Annotated in this window: 17 protein-coding genes; 15 read left to right on the forward strand and 2 right to left on the reverse strand. The window is 65.3% G+C overall.

The window, feature by feature from the left end:
- The first annotated feature begins 26 nt into the window (after positions 1 to 26).
- From N7422_RS06505 to N7422_RS06515, 3 genes are read left to right on the forward strand one after another with little or no spacing between them, the layout of a single operon-like run.
- The gene (locus N7422_RS06505; protein ID WP_279805729.1) at positions 27 to 1,046 is read left to right on the forward strand and encodes a phosphotransferase; all 1,020 of its coding nucleotides are present in this window, start codon (positions 27 to 29) and stop codon (positions 1,044 to 1,046) included.
- A complete protein-coding gene (gene murU / locus N7422_RS06510) occupies positions 1,043 to 1,714 on the forward strand; it encodes an N-acetylmuramate alpha-1-phosphate uridylyltransferase MurU (RefSeq protein WP_279805730.1) in 672 nt (223 codons plus the stop codon). The genes N7422_RS06505 and murU overlap by 4 nt, the downstream gene beginning before the upstream one ends.
- A 1-nt stretch (position 1,715) precedes the next feature.
- Complete coding sequence (locus tag N7422_RS06515) at positions 1,716 to 2,480, forward strand: TerB family tellurite resistance protein (RefSeq protein WP_279805731.1); 765 nt, start codon at positions 1,716 to 1,718, stop codon at positions 2,478 to 2,480.
- Between the two features lie 62 nt (positions 2,481 to 2,542).
- On the opposite strand, the gene N7422_RS06520 is transcribed toward N7422_RS06515, so the two are convergent.
- Positions 2,543 to 3,538 (reverse strand): alpha/beta hydrolase family protein, encoded by a 996-nt coding sequence (locus tag N7422_RS06520; protein ID WP_279805732.1) that lies wholly within the window; start codon positions 3,536 to 3,538, stop codon positions 2,543 to 2,545.
- A 94-nt stretch (positions 3,539 to 3,632) separates the two neighbouring features.
- Between N7422_RS06520 and N7422_RS06525 the strand changes: the two genes are divergently transcribed.
- From N7422_RS06525 to trpE, 9 genes are all read left to right on the forward strand, one after another.
- Positions 3,633 to 6,035 carry a transporter substrate-binding domain-containing protein gene (locus N7422_RS06525; RefSeq protein WP_279805733.1) on the forward strand — a complete coding sequence of 801 codons (2,403 nt, stop codon included), beginning with the start codon at positions 3,633 to 3,635 and terminating at the stop codon, positions 6,033 to 6,035.
- Positions 6,032 to 6,661 carry a response regulator transcription factor gene (locus N7422_RS06530; protein WP_279805734.1) on the forward strand — a complete coding sequence of 210 codons (630 nt, stop codon included), beginning with the start codon at positions 6,032 to 6,034 and terminating at the stop codon, positions 6,659 to 6,661. The genes N7422_RS06525 and N7422_RS06530 overlap by 4 nt, the downstream gene beginning before the upstream one ends.
- A 294-nt stretch (positions 6,662 to 6,955) precedes the next feature.
- On the forward strand, positions 6,956 to 8,068 hold the full coding sequence (locus tag N7422_RS06535; RefSeq protein ID WP_279805735.1) for an ABC transporter ATP-binding protein: 1,113 nt from the start codon (positions 6,956 to 6,958) through the stop codon (positions 8,066 to 8,068).
- A 40-nt stretch (positions 8,069 to 8,108) separates the two neighbouring features.
- Positions 8,109 to 9,143 carry an ABC transporter substrate-binding protein gene (locus tag N7422_RS06540; protein WP_279805736.1) on the forward strand — a complete coding sequence of 345 codons (1,035 nt, stop codon included), beginning with the start codon at positions 8,109 to 8,111 and terminating at the stop codon, positions 9,141 to 9,143.
- Positions 9,144 to 9,296: 153 nt separating this feature from the next.
- On the forward strand, positions 9,297 to 10,544 hold the full coding sequence (locus N7422_RS06545; RefSeq protein ID WP_279805737.1) for an ABC transporter permease: 1,248 nt from the start codon (positions 9,297 to 9,299) through the stop codon (positions 10,542 to 10,544).
- An 11-nt stretch (positions 10,545 to 10,555) separates the two neighbouring features.
- Positions 10,556 to 11,383: an ABC transporter permease gene (locus N7422_RS06550; protein ID WP_279805738.1), complete on the forward strand. Its 828-nt coding sequence runs from the start codon at positions 10,556 to 10,558 to the stop codon at positions 11,381 to 11,383.
- Between the two features lie 234 nt (positions 11,384 to 11,617).
- Positions 11,618 to 12,292 carry a ribulose-phosphate 3-epimerase gene (gene rpe, locus N7422_RS06555; RefSeq protein ID WP_279805739.1) on the forward strand — a complete coding sequence of 225 codons (675 nt, stop codon included), beginning with the start codon at positions 11,618 to 11,620 and terminating at the stop codon, positions 12,290 to 12,292.
- Complete coding sequence (locus N7422_RS06560; RefSeq protein ID WP_279805740.1) at positions 12,289 to 13,107, forward strand: phosphoglycolate phosphatase; 819 nt, start codon at positions 12,289 to 12,291, stop codon at positions 13,105 to 13,107. Before rpe ends, N7422_RS06560 begins: the two co-directional genes overlap by 4 nt.
- Positions 13,108 to 13,177: 70 nt before the next feature.
- Complete coding sequence (gene trpE, locus N7422_RS06565) at positions 13,178 to 14,659, forward strand: anthranilate synthase component I (protein ID WP_279805741.1); 1,482 nt, start codon at positions 13,178 to 13,180, stop codon at positions 14,657 to 14,659.
- A 69-nt stretch (positions 14,660 to 14,728) separates the two neighbouring features.
- On the opposite strand, the gene estP is transcribed toward trpE, so the two are convergent.
- Positions 14,729 to 16,630, reverse strand: a complete 1,902-nt coding sequence (gene estP / locus N7422_RS06570; protein ID WP_279805742.1) for an esterase EstP — start codon at positions 16,628 to 16,630, stop codon at positions 14,729 to 14,731.
- 374 nt (positions 16,631 to 17,004) lie between these two features.
- On the opposite strand from estP, the gene N7422_RS06575 reads away from it, so the two are divergent.
- The 3 genes from N7422_RS06575 to trpC are packed head-to-tail and all read left to right on the forward strand — an operon-like array spanning position 17,005 to position 19,487.
- Positions 17,005 to 17,598, forward strand: coding sequence for an aminodeoxychorismate/anthranilate synthase component II (locus N7422_RS06575; protein ID WP_279805743.1), 594 nt, complete (start codon positions 17,005 to 17,007; stop codon positions 17,596 to 17,598).
- A gap of 9 nt (positions 17,599 to 17,607) precedes the next feature.
- Positions 17,608 to 18,657, forward strand: coding sequence for an anthranilate phosphoribosyltransferase (trpD, locus tag N7422_RS06580; RefSeq protein WP_279805744.1), 1,050 nt, complete (start codon positions 17,608 to 17,610; stop codon positions 18,655 to 18,657).
- Complete coding sequence (gene trpC / locus N7422_RS06585) at positions 18,654 to 19,487, forward strand: indole-3-glycerol phosphate synthase TrpC (protein WP_279805745.1); 834 nt, start codon at positions 18,654 to 18,656, stop codon at positions 19,485 to 19,487. The genes trpD and trpC overlap by 4 nt, the downstream gene beginning before the upstream one ends.
- Positions 19,488 to 19,566 lie beyond the last annotated feature (79 nt).

Raw genomic sequence — 19,566 nt, forward strand, 5'->3', positions numbered from 1 at the left:
GCTAGGGCCGTCGGAGAACCCTTGCAATGCCCGATCACGATGTACGCCTGCAACAACTGACCGCCTGGCTCGCCGGGCAGCTGGACAACCTCTTCCGTACCAACGCCTGGGGCGCCGTGCCTGAGGGCAGCCTGACCGCCGCCAGCAGCGACGCCAGCTTCCGCCGTTACTTCCGCTGGGAAGGTGCCGGCCACAGCTTCGTGGTCATGGATGCCCCTCCTCCTCAGGAGAACTGCCGCCCGTTCGTCGATATCGACCACTTGCTGGCCAGCGCGGGCGTGAACGTGCCGGTCATCCATGCCCAGGACCTGGAGCGTGGCTTCCTGCTGCTGGGCGACCTGGGGCGTGAGACCTACCTGGACATCATCGACCAGGACAACGCCGATGCCCTGTTCGCCGATGCCATCGATGCGCTGCTGGCGCTCCAGCGCCTGCCGATGGACGCGCCGCTGCCCAGCTACGATGTCGCCCTGCTGCGTCGCGAGGTCGAGCTGTTCCCCGAGTGGTACGTGGGCCGCGAACTGGGTCTGAGCTTCACTGAAACGCAGCAGGCCACCTGGCAACGGGTCAGCCAGGTGCTGATCGACAGCGCCCTGGCCCAGCCCAAGGTGCTGGTGCACCGCGACTACATGCCGCGCAACCTGATGCACAGCGCGCCCAACCCGGGCGTGCTGGATTTCCAGGACGCGGTCTACGGCCCGGTCACCTACGACATCACCTGCCTGTTCAAGGATGCCTTCCTCAGCTGGCCGCAGCCTCGCGTGGAAGGCTGGCTGCGCGGTTATTGGGACAAGGCGCGCACCGCCGGTATTGCGGTGCAGCCCGATTTCGAGGACTTCCACCGCGCCAGCGACCTGATGGGGGTGCAGCGTCACCTCAAGGTCATCGGTATCTTCGCCCGTATCTGCCACCGTGACGGCAAGCCGCGCTACCTCGCCGACGTGCCGCGTTTCTTTGCCTATATAGATGAAGTGATCAGCCGCCGACCCGAACTGGCCGAGCTCGGCCAGCTGATTGCCGAGCTCAAGGGCGAGGCACGCCCATGAAGGCGATGATCCTGGCGGCAGGCAAGGGTGAACGCATGCGCCCGCTGACCCTGCATACACCAAAGCCCTTGGTGCTCGCGGCCGGCAAGCCACTGATCGAATACCACCTCGAAGCGCTGGCCAGGGCCGGCGTCACCGAGGTGGTCATCAATCACGCCTGGCTCGGCCAGCAGATCGAGGACCACCTCGGTGATGGCCGCCGCTTCGGCCTGAGCATCCGCTATTCGGCGGAAGGCGAGCCACTCGAAACCGGTGGCGGGATCTTCAAGGCGCTGCCCCTGCTGGGCGATGCGCCGTTCCTGCTGGTCAATGGCGATGTCTGGACCGATTACGACTTCTCCCGCCTGTGCCAGCCGCTGCAAGGGCTGGCGCACCTGGTGCTGGTGGACAACCCGGGGCATCACGATCGTGGCGACTTCCGCCTGATCGACGGGCAGGTGAGCGATGGCGACACGGCCCCGGGGACGCTGACCTTCAGTGGCATCTCGGTGCTGCACCCGGCGCTGTTCGAGGGTTGTCAGCCCGGTGCGTTCAAGCTGGCACCGCTGCTGCGCAAGGCCATGGCCGAGGGGCGGGTGAGCGGCGAGCACTATCGTGGGCACTGGATCGACGTCGGCACCCTCGAACGCCTGGCCGATGTCGAGCGCCTGATCGGCGAGCGCGCCTGAGATGTGGTGGCCGAGCACAGTGATTGGTGCCGGTGCCGGTTTTGCCGTGGCCAGCATCCCCGGTGCGTTGCTGGGGGCGCTGCTGGGCCAGGCCATGGATCGGCGTCTGCGTCTGCAGGGATGGGAGGATGTGCGCGAGCGACTGGGCGGACGCCCGGCGTTGCGTGATGAAGAACTGCTGTTCGTCCTGCTCGGGCGTTTGGCCAAGAGCGACGGGCGGGTGGTGGAGGGGCATATCCAGCAGGCGCGCCAGGAGATGATCCGCCTGGATCTGGCCGAGCCTGCGCGCATGCGGGCGATTGCCGCGTTCAACCGGGGCAAGTCAGGCAAGGACCGTCTGGGGCACTACCTGCGCCGTATCAAGCTGCAGCCGCATGCCGCCGAGGGCACCCTGCGTGCCTGCTGGCGGATGGTCTGGGCTGACGGCAAGGCGGGGCGTCAGGAGCGCGACCTGCTGCTGGGTTGGGGGCAGCAGTTGGGGCTCAGTCGCAATCAGGTGCAGGCGTTGTCGCTGGAGTACGAGCCGCGCAAGTCTGCGCTGGAGGGCGGCGCCATGACCTATGCCGCGGCACTGCGGCTGCTGGGTGTGGAGCCGGATACCGAAGCGGAGAAGGTCAAGCAGGCGTACCGCCGTCTGCTCAGCCGGCACCATCCGGACAAGCTGGTGGGCAGCGGGGCTGGCGAGGCGAGGGTGCGCGAGGCGACCGAGCACACCCGCGAGCTGCACCAGGCCTATGCCATGATCCGCAAGCGGCGGGGGCTGTAACGACGTCAACGCGGGCCAGCCAGCATCCCACGGATGCTGCGTGTGGCCCGCGATGCATTCCATTACTCCTTGGGCGTCAACCAGCCACGCACCCGGCGTAGCAGCTGTTCCTGCTCTGACGCCTTGTCGCCTGGCATTGCCATCAGCAACAGCTGGCGGTACTGGCTGTCCTTCTGTCGCTTGCTCGCCTGCAGGCGCAGCTGAGCTGCCGCCCGGTCCTGGGTGCGGACGGCGTAATAGATGTCGGCGGTGGGTACCTTCAGGGTCGGGGTCAGGCTCTGCAGGTCGTGTTCCACCCGCGCCGGGCTCTGGGCGGAGACCATCACCAGCTTCTGTACCTGGGGTGGCTGCTTTTCGCCGAGATAGCGTGCGGCCCAATAGGCGCCGCTGCCATTGCCGAGCAGGACGATGCTGCGGGCCTTCTGTTGCTGGGCGTAGGCCACGGCGGCGTCGAGCCGAGCGAAGATGCGTTCGGCATCCGCCTGATCATCATGGTCGTCCGCCGCCACCGCATCGGTGCTTTCGGCGGCGTCGACCTCGGGGGCCGTGGCCTGGGCCACGTTGGCGTTGGCGTCGGCTGGAGTGTCCTTGGCCGGTGCCGATTCGCCCTGGTCTTGCTTCGGTTCGACAGCGGGTTTGGCCTCGACCCGCGCCTGCGGGCGCTCGGCCAGCAGGTCGGGCAGGCTCACACTCAGGGTGCCCCAGCCGACGTCAGGGAAACCACGACGCAGCGGCCCAACCGTCGTCGGCCAGTCAGCGTTTTCACCCGCGCCAGGAACGATGATCACCACGCCCTGCGGGTCGCTGTCGTTGGCCGGTTTCCACAATGCCAGGAAGTTTTCGCCGTTGGCCTGCAAGGTCTGTTGCTCGGCCTTGGGCACCTGGCGCTCGAGGGCCAGGGCATCATCCTGGCTGCGCTCGAGCAGCGGCGGGCGAGGGGCGGGAGCGGCCGCCTCGGCGGCTTCCTGCGGTTTTTCGGTTTCGGCGGCGTAAGCGCCGAGGGGCAGGACCGAAGCCAGGCAGAACATTGCCAGCGTCGTGCGATAAAGTGTGAACATCGATCAATCCAAGGCCAGAATCATACCGGCAGCCTAATGGTATTTGCCCGCGACGGCCACGCCGTGGACCGTCATTGCCAAGACGAGCGTATAGATGAAGCGAGTGCGTTGCCTGTGGGTTATCGGCTGGTTGTGTCTACCCTTGATCGCCCTGGCAAGAACCGAGGCGCCGCCGGGCGTGGTGTTGGAACCGCCTCTGAAGCAGTGGTTGGACGAGCACCGCAGCCTGCGCGTCGGCCTGGTGCTGCAGGCGCCATATGCCCAGTTCGACCGGCGCCTGCAGCAGTTCTACGGGGCCAATGTCGAGCTGGTCGGCGCCATCGCCCAGGCGCTGAGGCTCGACCTCACCTGGCGCGGCTTTCCCGACCAGGCCTCGCTCGAGCACGCGCTGCAGGCGGGCGAGGTCGACTTCGCTCCCGGGCTGACCCAGACGCCAGCCAGCTTGCGCTTGTGGCTGTTCAGCGACCCTTACATGCGAATCCCTCAACTGGTGGTGGGCGCGCGCAGCGGCGCGGTGGCGGTGGATCTGGAGAAGCTGACTGCCAATGAACGGGTAGCGGTGCGCATGCCGAGCACCCTGGCCGACTACCTGCGGGGCAACTACAGCCACCTCAATCTGCAGGGGGTGCCCAACGAGCGCGAAGCCTTGCACTGGGTGCTGGGCGGCCAGGTCAGCTTTGCCGTGATGGACGAGGCGCAGCTCAGTCGCCTGTCGCGCGAAGGCGAATTCGCCGAGCTGGCGGTGGTGGGCGATATCGGCCTGCCGCAGCTGTTGCGGGTCGGATCCCGGCGCGACTGGCCGCTGCTTGCCGAGGTGCTCGAGCGTGCGTTGCAGGCCATGCCGGCCAGGACGCTCGAACAGCTCCACCAGCGCTGGCTGCAACCGAAGTACCCGCGTTTCGCCGAGTCCGCCGGTTTCTGGCAGAACCTCGCCTTGTTGTTCGGCCTGTTGCTGCTGGGCGCGTTGGCGACCTTGATCTGGCAGCGTCGACAACAGCGAGGGCTGGAGCGCAGCCTCTTGGCGGCACGCGAGAGCCTGGTGGAGCGCCAGGTACGCGAAGAGGCACTGCGCCTCAGTCAGTTCTCCATCGACCAGAGCACCGTGGGCATTCTCTGGGTCAACTGGGACAGCCACGTGCGCTATGCCAACCACGCCGCCGAGCGCATGCTCGGGTTCGGCGAGGGGGCGCTGCTGGAGCGGCCGCTGCTCGATATCGACCCTACCCTGAACATGGATCGCTGGCTCGAACTGTGGAAGCGCGCGCGCTCCGGTGAGGGGGGCGAGCCATCGTTCGAAAGCCAGTGCCGGCGCGCGGACGGCAGCTTGCTGCCGGTGGAGCTGTCGCTGTCGTTCCTGCGTTTTCGCGATGCCGAATACCTGGTGGTGTTTCTCGTCGATGTCACCGAGCGCCGCCGCGCCCTGGCCGCGTTGCGCGAAAGCGAGGCGCGGCTCAAGGGGATTGCTGGCAATGTGCCCGGCCTGGTGTTTCGCCTGGAGCGCGACCCTGCCGAAGGCGAACCGGAGTTTCCCTATATCAGCGAAGGCAGCGAAGCCTTGGTCGGCTACAGCCCGGCAGCGATCCAGCACCCGCAGATGGGGTTGCGCAACCTGGTCCACCCGGAGGATCGCGCCGACTATCACCGGGTCCAGGACCTGGCCCTGGCCAGTGATCGGGACTGGTCGTGGCAAGGCCGCATCCTCACGCGCCAGGGCGAGCAGCGCTGGGCCGACATCAAGGCGACCACCCGCCGCCTGGCCAATGGCCGCATGGTCTGGGACGGCGTGGTCTGGGACATCACCCAGGGCAAGCAGGCCGAGCTGGCGCTGGCCAGTTCCCAGGAACAGCTGCGTGAATTGTCGGCGCACCTGGAGAGCGTGCGCGAGGAGGAAAAGGCGCGCATCGCCCGCGAGGTTCATGACGAGCTCGGGCAGATGCTCACGGTGCTCAAGCTCGAAGTGTCGATGTGCGAGCTGGCCTGCGCCGAGCTGGATGCCGGGCTCAACGAGCGGCTGGGCAACATGAAGCGCTTGATCGCCCAGTTGTTCCAGCTGGTGCGTGATGTTGCCAGCGCCCTGCGCCCGCCGATCCTCGATGCCGGCATCGCCTCGGCGATCGAGTGGCAGGCCCGACGTTTCGAGGCCCGGACACAGATTCCCTGCCTGGTCGAGGTGCCGGAGCAGCTGGCGCCGTTGAGCGACGCCAAGGCCACCGGCCTGTTCCGCATTCTTCAGGAGGCGCTGACCAATGTCATGCGTCACGCCCGGGCGCACACGGTGCAGATTGCCTTGGTGCACGAGTCCGGGCAGTTGCGCATGTCGGTCGTCGACGATGGTGTGGGCTTCGTCGTCGATGCCCAACGGCCAACCTCCTTCGGCCTGGTGGGGATCCGTGAGCGGGTGCTGATGCTGGGCGGCAGCATGGTGCTGGACAGCGAGCCGGGCGAGGGCACCAGCCTGAGTGTGGTGATTCCTTTGCAACAGGAGGCGGGAACGTGATTCGAGTGCTGGTGGCGGAAGACCATACCATCGTCCGGGAAGGCATCAAGCAGTTGATCGGCCTGGCCAGGGACATGCAGGTCGTGGGCGAGGCGGGCAATGGCGAGCAGTTGCTGGAGGCGCTGCGCCATACCGCTTGCGAAGTGGTACTGCTGGATATTTCCATGCCGGGGGTGAACGGGCTGGAGGCGATTCCACGGATTCGCGCCTTGAGCAACCCACCGGCCATCCTGATGCTGTCGATGCACGACGAGGCGCAGATGGCCGCGCGTGCGCTGAAGGCGGGCGCTGCCGGCTACGCCACCAAGGACAGCGATCCGGCGTTGTTGCTCACGGCCATTCGCCGGGTCGCCGGGGGCGGACGCTACATCGACCCGAGCCTTGCCGACCGGATGGTCTTCGAAGTGGGCCTGACCGAGACCCGGCCGTTGCATACCTTGCTGTCCGAACGCGAGTTCTCGGTGTTCGAACGCCTGGCCCAGGGCGCCAATGTCAACGACATCGCCCAGCAGTTGGCGCTGTCGAACAAGACCATCAGCACGCACAAGGCACGGCTGATGCAGAAGCTCAAGGTCAACTCGCTGGCCGAGCTGGTGAAGTACGCCATGGAGCACAAGCTGGTGTGATTGCGACATGGAGGTTGGCAAGGTAGCCACATTCCCTGTGGGAGCGGGCTTGCCCGCCAATGGGCCCGACCTGCTGATCTCGGTGGCCGAGCTGGCCATTCGCGGGCAAGCCCGCTCCCACAGGTTGCTCGACTGCCGGTGGGCAGCATTCCAATCCCGCCATCCTTGTAGGGCGATCCCTACGGCAAATCTTCCATCCGGCTGATGCCATTCTCTCAGCGCCCCCGATTTCCGGGATTTCGCGTCTCTTCTACGCTTTGCCCACGCAGTCATTCCAACAAGAAGGTGCAGGGCATGAGCGAGGCGAGTTCGAACGAGACGCTGGTCAGCTTCCGAGGTGTGCAGAAGAGCTACGACGGCGAATCGCTGATCGTCAAGGACCTCAACCTGGACATTCGCAAGGGCGAGTTCCTCACCCTGCTCGGTCCGTCCGGCTCGGGCAAGACCACCAGCCTGATGATGCTGGCCGGCTTCGAGACCCCCACTGCCGGCGAGATTCAGCTGGCCGGGCGCTCGATCAACAACGTGCCGCCCCACAAACGCGACATCGGCATGGTGTTCCAGAATTACGCGCTGTTCCCGCACATGACCGTGGCCGAGAACCTGGCCTTCCCGCTGACCGTGCGCAACCTGAGCAAGACCGACATCAGCGAGCGGGTCAAGCGCGTGCTCAACATGGTCCAGCTCGATGCCTTCGCCCAGCGCTACCCCGGCCAGTTGTCCGGCGGCCAGCAGCAGCGCGTGGCCTTGGCACGCGCCCTGGTGTTCGAACCGCAGCTGGTGCTGATGGACGAGCCGCTTGGTGCGCTGGACAAGCAACTGCGCGAACACATGCAGATGGAAATCAAGCACATCCACCAGCGCCTGGGCGTGACGGTGGTGTACGTGACCCACGACCAGGGCGAGGCGTTGACCATGTCCGACCGCGTGGCGGTGTTCCACCAGGGCGAGATCCAGCAGATCGCCGATCCGCGCACGCTCTACGAGGAGCCCTGCAACACCTTCGTCGCCAACTTCATCGGCGAGAACAACCGGATCAACGGCACCCTGCTGGCCACGGACGGCAAGCGTTGCCAGGTGCAACTGGCGCGTGGCGAGCGGGTCGAGGCACTGGCGGTGAACGTCGGCCAGGCTGGCGAGCCGGTGACATTGTCGATTCGCCCCGAGCGGGTGCGCCTCAACGGCCATGGCGAGAACTGCGTCAACCGCTTCTCCGGCCGTGTGGCCGAGTTCATCTACCTGGGCGATCACGTGCGTGTTCGCCTGGAGGTTTGCGGCAAGGCCGACTTCTTCGTGAAACAGCCGATCGCCGAGCTCGACCCGGCCCTGGCCGTGGGCGATGTGGTACCGCTGGGGTGGGCGGTGGAGCACGCCCGCGCGCTCGATCCGATTGCCCAGGCTCACTGATGGAATGCTGCACCAACCCTGTACTGTGGAGAGAACAATAATGCACAAGCAGTTGAAACTGACCGCACTGGCACTGGGGCTGTTCGTCGCCGGCCAGGCCATGGCGGCTGACCTGACCGTGATTTCCTTCGGTGGTGCCAACAAGGCCGCCCAGGTCAAGGCGTTCTACGAGCCATGGGAGAAGGCCGGCAAGGGCAAGATCGTCGCTGGGGAGTACAACGGTGAGATGGCCAAGGTCAAAGCCATGGTCGATACCAAGAGCGTGAGCTGGAACCTGGTGGAGGTGGAGTCTCCGGAGCTGGCCCGCGGCTGCGATGAAGGCATGTTCGAAGAGCTCGACCCCGCGTTGTTCGGCAACGAGGCCGACTATGTGCCGGGTGCCATCCAGCCATGTGGTGTAGGTTTCTTCGTCTGGTCCACGGTGCTGGCCTACAACGCCGACAAGCTCAAGACCGCTCCCACCAGCTGGGCCGACTTCTGGGACACCAAGCAATTCCCGGGCAAGCGTGGCCTGCGCAAGGGCGCCAAGTACACCCTCGAATTCGCCCTGATGGCCGACGGCGTCGCGCCGAAAGAGGTGTACAAGGTGCTCGGCACCAAGGAAGGCCAGGACCGCGCCTTCAAGAAACTCGACCAGCTCAAGCCGAGCATCCAGTGGTGGGAAGCCGGCGCCCAGCCGCCGCAGTACCTGGCCTCGGGTGATGTAGTCATGAGCTCGGCCTACAACGGCCGCATCGCCGCGGTGCAGAAAGAGAGCAATCTCAAGGTGGTGTGGAACGGCGGCATCTACGACTTCGACGCCTGGGCGATTCCGAAAGGCGCCAAGAATGTGGAGGAGGCGAAGAAGTTCATCGCCTATACCGTCCAGCCCGAGCAGCAGAAGACCTACTCCGAGAACATCGCCTACGGCCCGGCCAACTCCAAGGCTGTCCCGCTGCTGGCCGATGCGGTGAAGAAGGACATGCCGACCACGCCTGAGAACATCGCCAACCAGGTGCAGATCGACGTGGCGTTCTGGGCCGACAACAGCGAACAGCTGGAGCAACGCTTCAACGCCTGGGCGGCGAAGAAGTAAACCACCTGGAGCCGCTACGCGGCTCATCGCCGGCAAGCCGGTTCCCACAGGGATCGCACACTCCCTGAAACCAGTGCAGTACTTGTGGGAGCCGGCTTGCCGGCGATGGGCTGCGCAGCAGCCCTAATTTCAGCCTGTATCGCGGAGTTCGCCATGGCCATTGCAGTGCCCCTCAACGAAGGCGCGGGTAAAAGCCTCAAGCAGCGCCTCAAGCATGCCGAGCGGGTCAACCGCTGGAGGGCCCAGGCGCTGATCGCACCGCTGGTGCTGTTCCTGTTGCTGGTGTTCCTGGTACCCATCGCGGCGCTGCTGTACAAGAGCGTCGGCAACCCCGAGGTGGTCGCCGGGCTGCCGCGCACCGTCGAGGCGGTGGCGCAGTGGGATGGCAAGAGCCTGCCAGGCGAGGCGGTGTACAAGGCCCTGAGCCAGGACCTGGCCGAGTCGCGCAAGAACCAGACCCTGGGCGATCTCTCCAAACGCCTGAACATGGAGCTGGCCGGTTACCGCAGCCTGCTGGCCAAGACTGCGCGGGCGTTGCCGTTCAAGGCGCAGCCCGCTTCCTATAAAGATGCGCTGCAGACTCTCGACGAGCGCTGGGGCGACCCGGCCTACTGGCAGGCGATTCGCCGCAACACCAGCAGTGTCACGCCGTTCTACCTGCTGGCGGCCCTTGACCACCGTATCGACGACCTCGGTGAACTGGCCAAGGCCACGCCGGACCAGGCCATCTACCTGGATATCTTCGCCCGTACCCTGTGGATGGGCGTGGTGATCACCGTGATCTGCCTGGTGCTGGCCTATCCGTTGGCGTATCTGCTGGCCAACCTGCCGACCCGCCAGAGCAACCTGCTGATGATCCTGGTGCTGTTGCCGTTCTGGACTTCGATCCTGGTGCGGGTGGCGGCGTGGATCGTGCTACTGCAGTCGGGCGGCCTGATCAACAGCGCGCTGATGGCCACGGGCATCATCGACCAGCCGCTGGAACTGGTGTTCAACCGCACCGGTGTGTACATCGCCATGGTGCACATCCTGCTGCCGTTCATGATCCTGCCGTTGTACAGCGTGATGAAGGGCATCTCGCCCAGCTACATGCGTGCGGCGATCTCGCTGGGCTGCCACCCGTTCGCCAGCTTCTGGCGGGTGTATTTCCCACAGACCTATGCCGGTGTCGGCGCCGGCTGCCTGCTGGTGTTCATCATTTCGATCGGCTACTACATCACCCCGGCGCTGCTGGGCAGCCCGAACGACCAGATGGTCAGCTACTTCGTCGCCTTCTACACCAACACCAGCATCAACTGGGGCATGGCCACCGCGCTGGGCGGGCTGTTGCTGCTGGCGACCGTGCTGCTGTACCTGATCTATAGCTGGCTGGTCGGCGCCAGCCGCCTGCGCCTGAGCTGAGGAGCCTCGTCATGCCGAACCCTTACATGTCGCCCGTGGAGCGGGTGTGGTTCTACAGCCTGCGTATCCTCTGCGGCCTGATCCTGCTGTTCCTGGTGCTGCCAGTGCTGGTGATCGTGCCGTTGTCGTTCAACAGCGGGAGTTTCCTGGTCTATCCGCTGCAGGGCTTTTCGCTGCACTGGTACCAGGACTTCTTCGCCTCCGCCGAATGGATGCGCGCCTTGAAGAACAGCATCATCGTCGCCCCGGCGGCCACGGTGCTGGCCATGGTCTTCGGCACCCTGGCGGCCATTGGCCTGACTCGCGGCGATTTCCCCGGCAAGTCGCTGGTGATGGCGCTGGTGATCTCGCCGATGGTGGTGCCGGTGGTGATCATCGGTGTGGCCAGCTATCTGTTCTTCGCCCCGCTGGGCATGGGCAACAGCTTCGTCTCGCTGATACTGGTGCATGCGGTGCTGGGGGTGCCGTTCGTGATCATCACCGTGTCGGCCACGTTGCAGGGGTTCAACTACAACCTGGTGCGGGCGGCGGCCAGCCTGGGCGCCTCGCCATTGCTGGCCTTCCGTCGGGTGACCCTGCCGCTGATCGCCCCCGGGGTGATTTCCGGGGCGTTGTTCGCCTTTGCCACGTCGTTCGACGAGGTGGTGGTGACGCTGTTCCTCGCCGGGCCGGAGCAGGCGACCCTGCCACGGCAGATGTTCAGCGGCATTCGCGAGAACCTGAGCCCGACCATTGCGGCGGCGGCCACCTTGCTGATCGCGTTCTCGGTGGTTCTGTTGCTGACCCTGGAGTGGTTGCGCGGGCGTAGCGAGAAGCTCAGAACGCAGCAACCGGCCTGATCCGAGTGCATGCGGGATCGGCAATGGGTAGGCGCGGGTGGCGTGGGCGCGGGCTTGCCTCGCGATAGCGGTAGTGGAAGTCTCGTCGCAATCGCGGGGCAAGTCGGGTCGCCGCATCGCCGCTCCCAGGCTGTTTGCCCTACTGGCCGTTTCACACCCTTGATACCAATCAGCCCCGATCCGCTTCCCTGAGTTACAATGCGCGCCACCGTGATTCTGCCCAACAGGTGCGCCATGCAGCCCTACGCTATTGCCCCCTCCATTCTGTCCGCCGATTTCGCCCGCCTGGGCGAGGACGTCGACAAGGTCCTGGCCGCCGGGGCCGACATCGTCCACTTCGATGTCATGGACAACCATTACGTGCCCAATCTGACCATCGGCCCGATGGTCTGCAGCGCGCTGCGCAAGTACGGCGTGACCGCGCCGATCGACGTGCACCTGATGGTCAGCCCGGTCGACCGTATCATCGGCGACTTCATCGAGGCCGGCGCCACCTACATCACCTTCCACCCGGAAGCCTCGCAGCACATCGACCGTTCGCTGCAGTTGATCCGTGACGGGGGTTGCAAGGCCGGCCTGGTGTTCAATCCGGCCACCGGCCTGGACGCCCTGAAGTACGTGATGGACAAGATCGACATGGTCCTGCTGATGAGCGTAAACCCAGGCTTCGGCGGGCAGAAGTTCATTCCCGGCACCCTCGACAAGCTGCGCGAGGCCCGCGCGCTGATCGACGCCAGCGGCCGTGACATCCGCCTGGAGATCGACGGCGGCGTCAACGTCAACAACATCCGCGAGATCACTGCCGCTGGCGCCGACACTTTCGTGGCCGGCTCGGCGATCTTCAATGCCCCGGACTACAAGGAAGTCATCGACAAGATGCGTGCCGAAATGGTGCTGGCACGCGCATGAGCGGCTTCGAGCAGCTGTTCCCGGGGACGCTGCCCAGGCTGGTGATGTTCGATCTGGATGGCACCCTGATCGACTCGGTACCGGACCTGGCCGCAGCCGTCGACCGCATGCTGCTCGAACTCGGGCGCCCGCCTGCCGGGCTGGAGGCGGTGCGTCACTGGGTCGGCAACGGCGCCCAGGTGCTGGTCCGCCGGGCCCTGGCCGGTGACATCGAACACGATACCGTGGACGATGAGCTGGCCGAGCGCGCCCTGGCGCTGTTCATGGAGGCCTACGCCCAAAGCCATGAACTCACCATGGTCTACCCTGGCGTGCGCGACACCTTGCGCTGGCTGCGCAAGCAGGGCGTGGAGATGGCGCTGATCACCAACAAGCCCGAACGCTTCGTCGCTCCCCTGCTAGACCAGATGAAGATCGGTCGCTACTTCCGCTGGATCATCGGCGGCGACACCCTCCCGCAGAAGAAACCCGATCCGGCGGCGCTGCTGTTCGTGATGAAGATGGCAGGTGTCTCGCCGGCCGAGTCGCTGTTCGTCGGCGACTCGCGCAGCGATGTGCTGGCGGCCAGGGCGGCGGGGGTGCAGTGCGTCGGCCTGACCTACGGCTACAACCATGGTCGGCCGATCGACGAAGAGTCCCCCAGCCTGGTGATCAGCGATTTGCGCTTGCTGCTGCCCGGTTGCTTAGTCACTGACACTGGGATAACGTTGGCGGACCTTCAAGCCCCGCAAAGCAGAGACAACGACGTGGCGGTTACCGGCAAATTCTGGATGAAAGTCATCAAGGCCCTGGCCCGTTGGCGTTGGCGCGCCTGACTCCTGCCCGCCGGCGCCTGCCGGCCCGTCCGCTTGCCCGACCCCATTGCTGCTTGCCACGAGGCTACCCATGACCCGCGAAGAATTCCTGCGCCTGGCCGCTGCCGGCTACAACCGCATTCCCCTGGCCTGTGAAACCCTGGCCGACTTCGACACGCCGCTGTCGATCTACCTGAAACTTGCCGACCAGCCCAACTCCTACCTGCTCGAGTCCGTGCAGGGTGGCGAGAAGTGGGGGCGCTATTCGATGATCGGCCTGCCATCGCGCACTGTGCTGCGTGTGCATGGCTATCACGTCAGCATCCTGCAGGATGGGGTCGAGGTGGAAAGCCACGATGTCGAGGACCCGCTGGCCTTCGTCGAGGCGTTCAAGGATCGCTACAAGGTTGCCGACATTCCGGGGTTGCCGCGCTTCAATGGTGGCCTGGTCGGTTACTTTGGCTATGACTGCGTGCGTTATGTGGAGACGCGCCTGGGGGGCAGCCCGAATCCGGACCCGCTGGGCGTGCCGGACATCCTGCTGATGGTCTCCGACGCGGTGGTGGTGTTCGACAACCTGGCCGGCAAGATGCACGCGATCGTGCTGGTCGACCCGAGCGAAGAGCAAGCGTTCGAACAGGGCCAGGCTCGCCTGCAGGGTCTGCTGGACAAGCTGCGCCAGCCGATCGCCCCGCGCCGAGGCCTCGACCTCGGCGGTCCGCAGGCCGCCGAGCCGGCGTTCCGCTCCAGCTACACCCGTGCCGACTACGAAAACGCGGTGAACCGCATCAAGGAATACATCCTTGCCGGTGACTGCATGCAGGTGGTGCCGTCGCAGCGCATGTCCATCGACTTCCAGGCCGCGCCCATCGATCTGTACCGGGCGCTGCGCTGCTTCAACCCGACGCCGTACATGTACTTCTTCAACTTCGGTGACTTCCACGTGGTCGGCAGTTCGCCGGAGGTGCTGGTGCGTGTGGAGGACAATCTGGTCACCGTGCGTCCGATCGCCGGTACCCGTCCACGCGGGGCCACGGAAGAGGCGGATCGTGCGCTGGAAGACGACCTGCTGTCGGACGACAAGGAGATCGCCGAGCACCTGATGCTCATCGACCTGGGCCGCAACGATGTCGGTCGAGTGTCTGCGACCGGCAGTGTGCGCCTGACGGAAAAAATGGTGATCGAGCGCTACTCGAACGTGATGCACATCGTCTCCAACGTGACCGGCCAGTTGCGCGAAGGGCTGACCGCGATGGACGCGCTGCGGGCGATCCTGCCGGCCGGCACCTTGTCCGGCGCGCCGAAGATCCGCGCCATGGAGATCATCGACGAGCTGGAGCCGGTCAAGCGTGGTGTCTACGGCGGCGCGGTGGGTTACTTCGCCTGGAACGGCAACATGGACACCGCCATCGCCATCCGCACCGCAGTGATCAAGGACGGCGAGCTGCACGTGCAGGCCGGTGGCGGTATCGTCGCCGACTCGGTGCCGGCGCTGGAGTGGGAAGAAACCATCAACAAGCGCCGGGCGATGTTCCGCGCGGTGGCGCTGGCCGAGCAGACCTGCGCCAAGTAGATTGATCGGGCTGCCGCGCAGTCCATTCACGGGTTTACCGCGAATGGGCTGCAAAGCGGCCCCGGCCACTCAGAAGTCGACGCTCAACGCCAGGCTCACGCCCTGCTGGCGCAACTCATCACTCTTGCGCCAGTTGTAGTTCCCCCGCAGGTTCAGCCCCGGCACCAGCTCATGGGTCACGCCCAGGCTGGCGCGGGTCAGGTTGCTGTGCGGCGTATACCCGGTGAGGGTGAAGTCGTTCGCCGGCAGGCTGGTCAGGCGCATCCGCAGATCCTGCTGGTCATCTTCGAATTCGTGTTCGCGGGCGACCTCGGCAAACAGCTTGGTCGTCGGCAGGACCTGCACGCTACCCAGCAAGCCGGCCCCCAGCCGACGTGACGTACGTTCCTGATCGTCGAAGCCGAGCGCCGTGGAGCGGCCGCTCTTCTCGTCGTAGCCATCGACCTTGACCCGCGCATAGTCGGCGCTGACGAACGGTGCCAACTGCCAGGCGCCGCCCTCGGGCATCAGGTTGTAACCCAGCCGCGCGGTGACGGCCCAGGCCTCGCCATCGGTATCGCCTTTTTCGCTGCGTTCGTTCACCCCCAGGGCGAAGGTGCGCTTCAGGTCGCGGTAGTCGAGGTGCCCGACACTCAGCGCCGCGTCGGCCCACCAGCGATCCTGGTGGAACTGGGCGAAGGCACTGCCCAGGTAGCTGTCGAGTTTGTAGTCCGAGTCTTGCTGGCCGACTTCGAGCTTCTGCCGGTAGACCCCGGCGGCCAGGCCTACGCGCCAGGCGTCATCGAGCCGGTAGCTGCCACCCAAGGTCAGGTTGTAGCCACGCCCGTCACCACTGGCTGCGCTGCGCTGGCTGCCGAAGTCCAGGTCCTGGCCGCCGGTGGCGACGAATGCCTGCCACTGACCGACTGCCTGCCACGGCGTCTGCCACTGATTGCGCAGCTCGTCCTGATGGGCGCGGATGCTGGCGTGGGCGATTTCCGGCAGCAGTGTCAGCTCCCATGGCGCGGCCAGAATCGAAAAGCCGTAGTCGGCGATCAGTTGCTGGCCGGCGATGGTCGGATGCACGGAGTCGTTGAACAGCAGACGGGTCGGATCGGGGGCCGTGCCGTTGACGCCATGGACCGGATTGCCCACGCAGCCGTTGCCGCTGTAGCAGGTGCCTATCAGGTTCTGGTCGGCGGCCAGGCCGAACTGCGTCGGGTTGGCCAGTGCTTCCTGAAGCAGCACCGGCACGTTCAGTGGAATTATCTCGGCATCGATGCCGGCAAGTTGACTGACCAGCGACTGGTTGAACACGCCGGAGAGCAGCGACAGCTGACCCTGCTGGAGGGTACCGCTGAAGTTGGGCGTCTGTCCCAGGTCGGGCAGCAGCCAGACCATGATGTAGCGCGCGCCGGCCTGCTGCAGAGCCTGGGCGCTGGCGGCCAGGCGGGCGCCGGCGGCCGCGGCGCTGGCGCGGCTGGTGACCAGACGCTGGAGGAAATCGTTGCCGCCGCCGGTCAGGTAGTACAGCGCGTTCGGGTCGGCCGCCAGGCCGTTGGCCAGATAACCGGGACGCTCGCGCAACACGGTGCCGGCGCCGGGTTGGCCTGGGGGAATTACCGTCTGCGAACGGGTGGTGATCGAGTCGAGGACTTGTTGGGTGGTATAGCCGCCCACCGCCCAGTTGTTGCCGTCGGGCAGCCCCTGCAGCAGGTGGGTGAGCGAGGTGGAGGGGCCGAGCGAGGTCTCGCTGAAACCCAACCTGGCGCCAAGGATCATTGGCGAGACCGGCGCGAAGTTGCCGTTGTCGTCACGGTTGGTGAAGCGCATGCCCGCCGTGCCGCCGGTCAGGTCGGGAAACTGCCCGGCATCGCTGAGGCTGTCGCCGAAGACGACGAGCGAGCTGTAAGGGGAGGGGGCGGCCATGGCCTGACTGCAAGCCAGTGCCAAGGCTGCAAGTGACGTGCGCAGCAAAGGAGCCTTGTGCATGCATGAATATCCTTTTCGTTGTTTTTATCGGGACAAGCTGCATGACCATAGCAAATCGCCGGTCTTTGTCTGTCATTGCCTTCGTTTCCCCGTGTTTACGGGCATATTGCACCCGCCGCCCCGGTAGGCTACTGTGCCGGAACGTATGAACGAGACCTACCCCGTGTTGATCGTCAGCAAACTCTTGATGCGCGTTATCAAGGCCGTCGCCCGTTGGCGTTGGCGCGCCTGACTTTTCCCCTGCCGGCGCTCGCCCGGCCCGTCCCCGTTTGCCTTCCTTCGCTCCATCTGCCGCCTTGTGCGCAACTGCCCGCGCCCGCGATCGGCAGTGGAAGGCTCGAATCAAAAGTCAGTATTCAAGAGGTTCGTTGCAAATGTTACTGATGATCGACAATTACGACTCCTTCACCTACAACGTCGTGCAGTACCTCGGCGAGCTGGGTGCCGAGGTCAAGGTCATTCGCAATGACGAGATGACCATCGCCCAGATCGAAGCCCTGAACCCCGAGCGCATCGTCGTCTCTCCAGGCCCGTGCACTCCGAGCGAGGCCGGTGTCTCCATCGAGGCCATCCTGCACTTCGCCGGCAAGTTGCCGATTCTCGGCGTATGCCTCGGCCACCAGTCCATCGGCCAGGCCTTTGGCGGTGACGTGGTGCGCGCGCGCCAGGTGATGCACGGCAAGACCAGCCCGGTGTTCCACCGTGACCTGGGCGTGTTCGCCGGCCTGAACAATCCGCTGACCGTGACGCGTTACCACTCGCTGGTGGTCAAGCGCGACACCCTGCCGGACTGCCTGGAAGTGACTGCCTGGACTGCGCATGAGGACGGCGCCGTCGACGAAATCATGGGCCTGCGTCACAAGACGCTGAACATCGAAGGGGTACAGTTCCACCCAGAGTCCATCCTCACCGAGCAGGGCCACGAGCTGTTCGCCAACTTCCTCAAGCAGACCGGCGGCCGCCGCTAAGGATCGATCATGGATATCAAGACCGCTTTGAGCCGCATCGTCGGCCACCTGGACCTGTCTACCGAGGAAATGCGCGACGTGATGCGCCAGATCATGACGGGCCAGTGCAGCGAGGCGCAGATCGGCGCCTTCCTGATGGGCATGCGCATGAAGAGCGAGAGCATCGACGAGATCGTCGGCGCCGTGTCGGTGATGCGCGAGCTGGCCGACAAGGTCGAGCTCAAGAGCCTCGATGGCGTGGTCGACATCGTCGGTACCGGTGGCGACGGGGCCAATATCTTCAACGTCTCCACCGCTTCGGCCTTCGTCCTGGCGGCGGCGGGTTGCACCGTGGCCAAGCACGGCAACCGCGCGGTGTCTGGCAAGAGCGGCAGTGCCGACCTGCTGGAGGCCGCCGGCATCTACCTCAACCTGACCCCGGTCCAGGTGGCCCGCTGCATCGACAGCCTCGGCATCGGTTTCATGTTCGCCCAGACCCACCACAGCGCCATGAAGCACGCCGCCGGCCCGCGCCGCGACCTGGGGCTGCGCACCTTGTTCAACATGCTTGGCCCGCTTACGAATCCGGCCGGTGTGAAGCACCAGGTGGTCGGCGTGTTCACCCAGGCCCTGTGCCGCCCGTTGGCCGAGGTGCTGCAGCGTCTGGGCAGCAAGCATGTGCTGGTGGTGCACTCCAAGGACGGCCTGGACGAGTTCAGCCTCGCTGCGCCGACCTTCGTCGCCGAACTGAAGAATGACCAGATCACCGAGTATTGGGTCGAGCCGGAAGACCTCGGCATGAAGAGCCAGAGTCTGCACGGGCTGGCAGTCGAAGGTCCGCAAGCGTCGCTGGATTTGATTCGTGACGCCCTGGGCCGGCGCAAGACCGAGAACGGCCAGAAGGCCGCCGAGATGATCGTGCTCAACGCCGGTGCCGCGCTGTACGCCGCCGACCATGCGATGACCCTGGCCCAGGGTGTGGAACTGGCCCACGATGTCCTGCACACCGGGCTGGCCTGGGAGAAGCTGCAGGAGCTGGGCGCCTTTACCGCGGTATTCAAGGTGGAGAACGAAGCATGAGTGTACCCACGGTTCTGGAAAGGATCATCGCCCGCAAGTTCCAGGAAGTGGCCGAGCGCAGCGCGCGGGTCAGCCTCGGCGAGCTGGAGCGCCTGGCCAAGGCGGCCGATGCACCGCGTGGCTTTGCCAATGCCCTGATCGAACAGGCCAAGCGCAAGAAGCCGGCGGTGATCGCCGAGATCAAGAAGGCATCGCCGAGCAAAGGCGTGATCCGCGAGAACTTCGTCCCGGCGGATATCGCCGTCAGCTACGAGAAGGGCGGTGCGACCTGCCTGTCGGTGCTGACCGACGTGGATTACTTCCAAGGCGCGGATCTCTACTTGCAGCAGGCTCGCGCAGCGGTTGCACTGCCGGTGATCCGCAAGGACTTCATGGTCGATCCATACCAGATCGTCGAAGCTCGCGCGCTCGGCGCCGACTGCGTCCTGCTGATCGTTTCGGCCCTGGACGATGTGAAGATGGCCGAGCTGGCCGCTACCGCCAAGGATGTCGGCCTCGACGTGTTGGTCGAAGTGCATGACGGCGATGAGCTGGAGCGTGCGCTGAAGACCCTCGACACGCCGCTGGTCGGGGTCAACAATCGCAACCTGCACACCTTCGAGGTCAGCCTCGACACCACGCTCGACCTGTTGCCGCGCATCCCCCGCGATCGCCTGGCGATTACCGAGAGCGGCATCCTCAATCGGGCCGATGTCGAGCTGATGGAAATCAACGAGGTGTATTCGTTCCTGGTCGGCGAGGCGTTCATGCGCGCCGAGCAGCCTGGGTTGGAGCTGCAGCGGCTGTTCTTCCCCGACCAGGTGAAGAAGACCGTTCAGCAACTGGACTGATCGAACAGGGAGCCGGCAATTGTTGCCGGCTTTTTTGTATGCCTGTTCCGGCCTTTTCGCGGGTAAACCCGCAAAAAGG

Source organism: Pseudomonas sp. GD04091, assembly GCF_029836165.1.
Taxonomy (GTDB): Bacteria; Pseudomonadota; Gammaproteobacteria; order Pseudomonadales; family Pseudomonadaceae; genus Aquipseudomonas.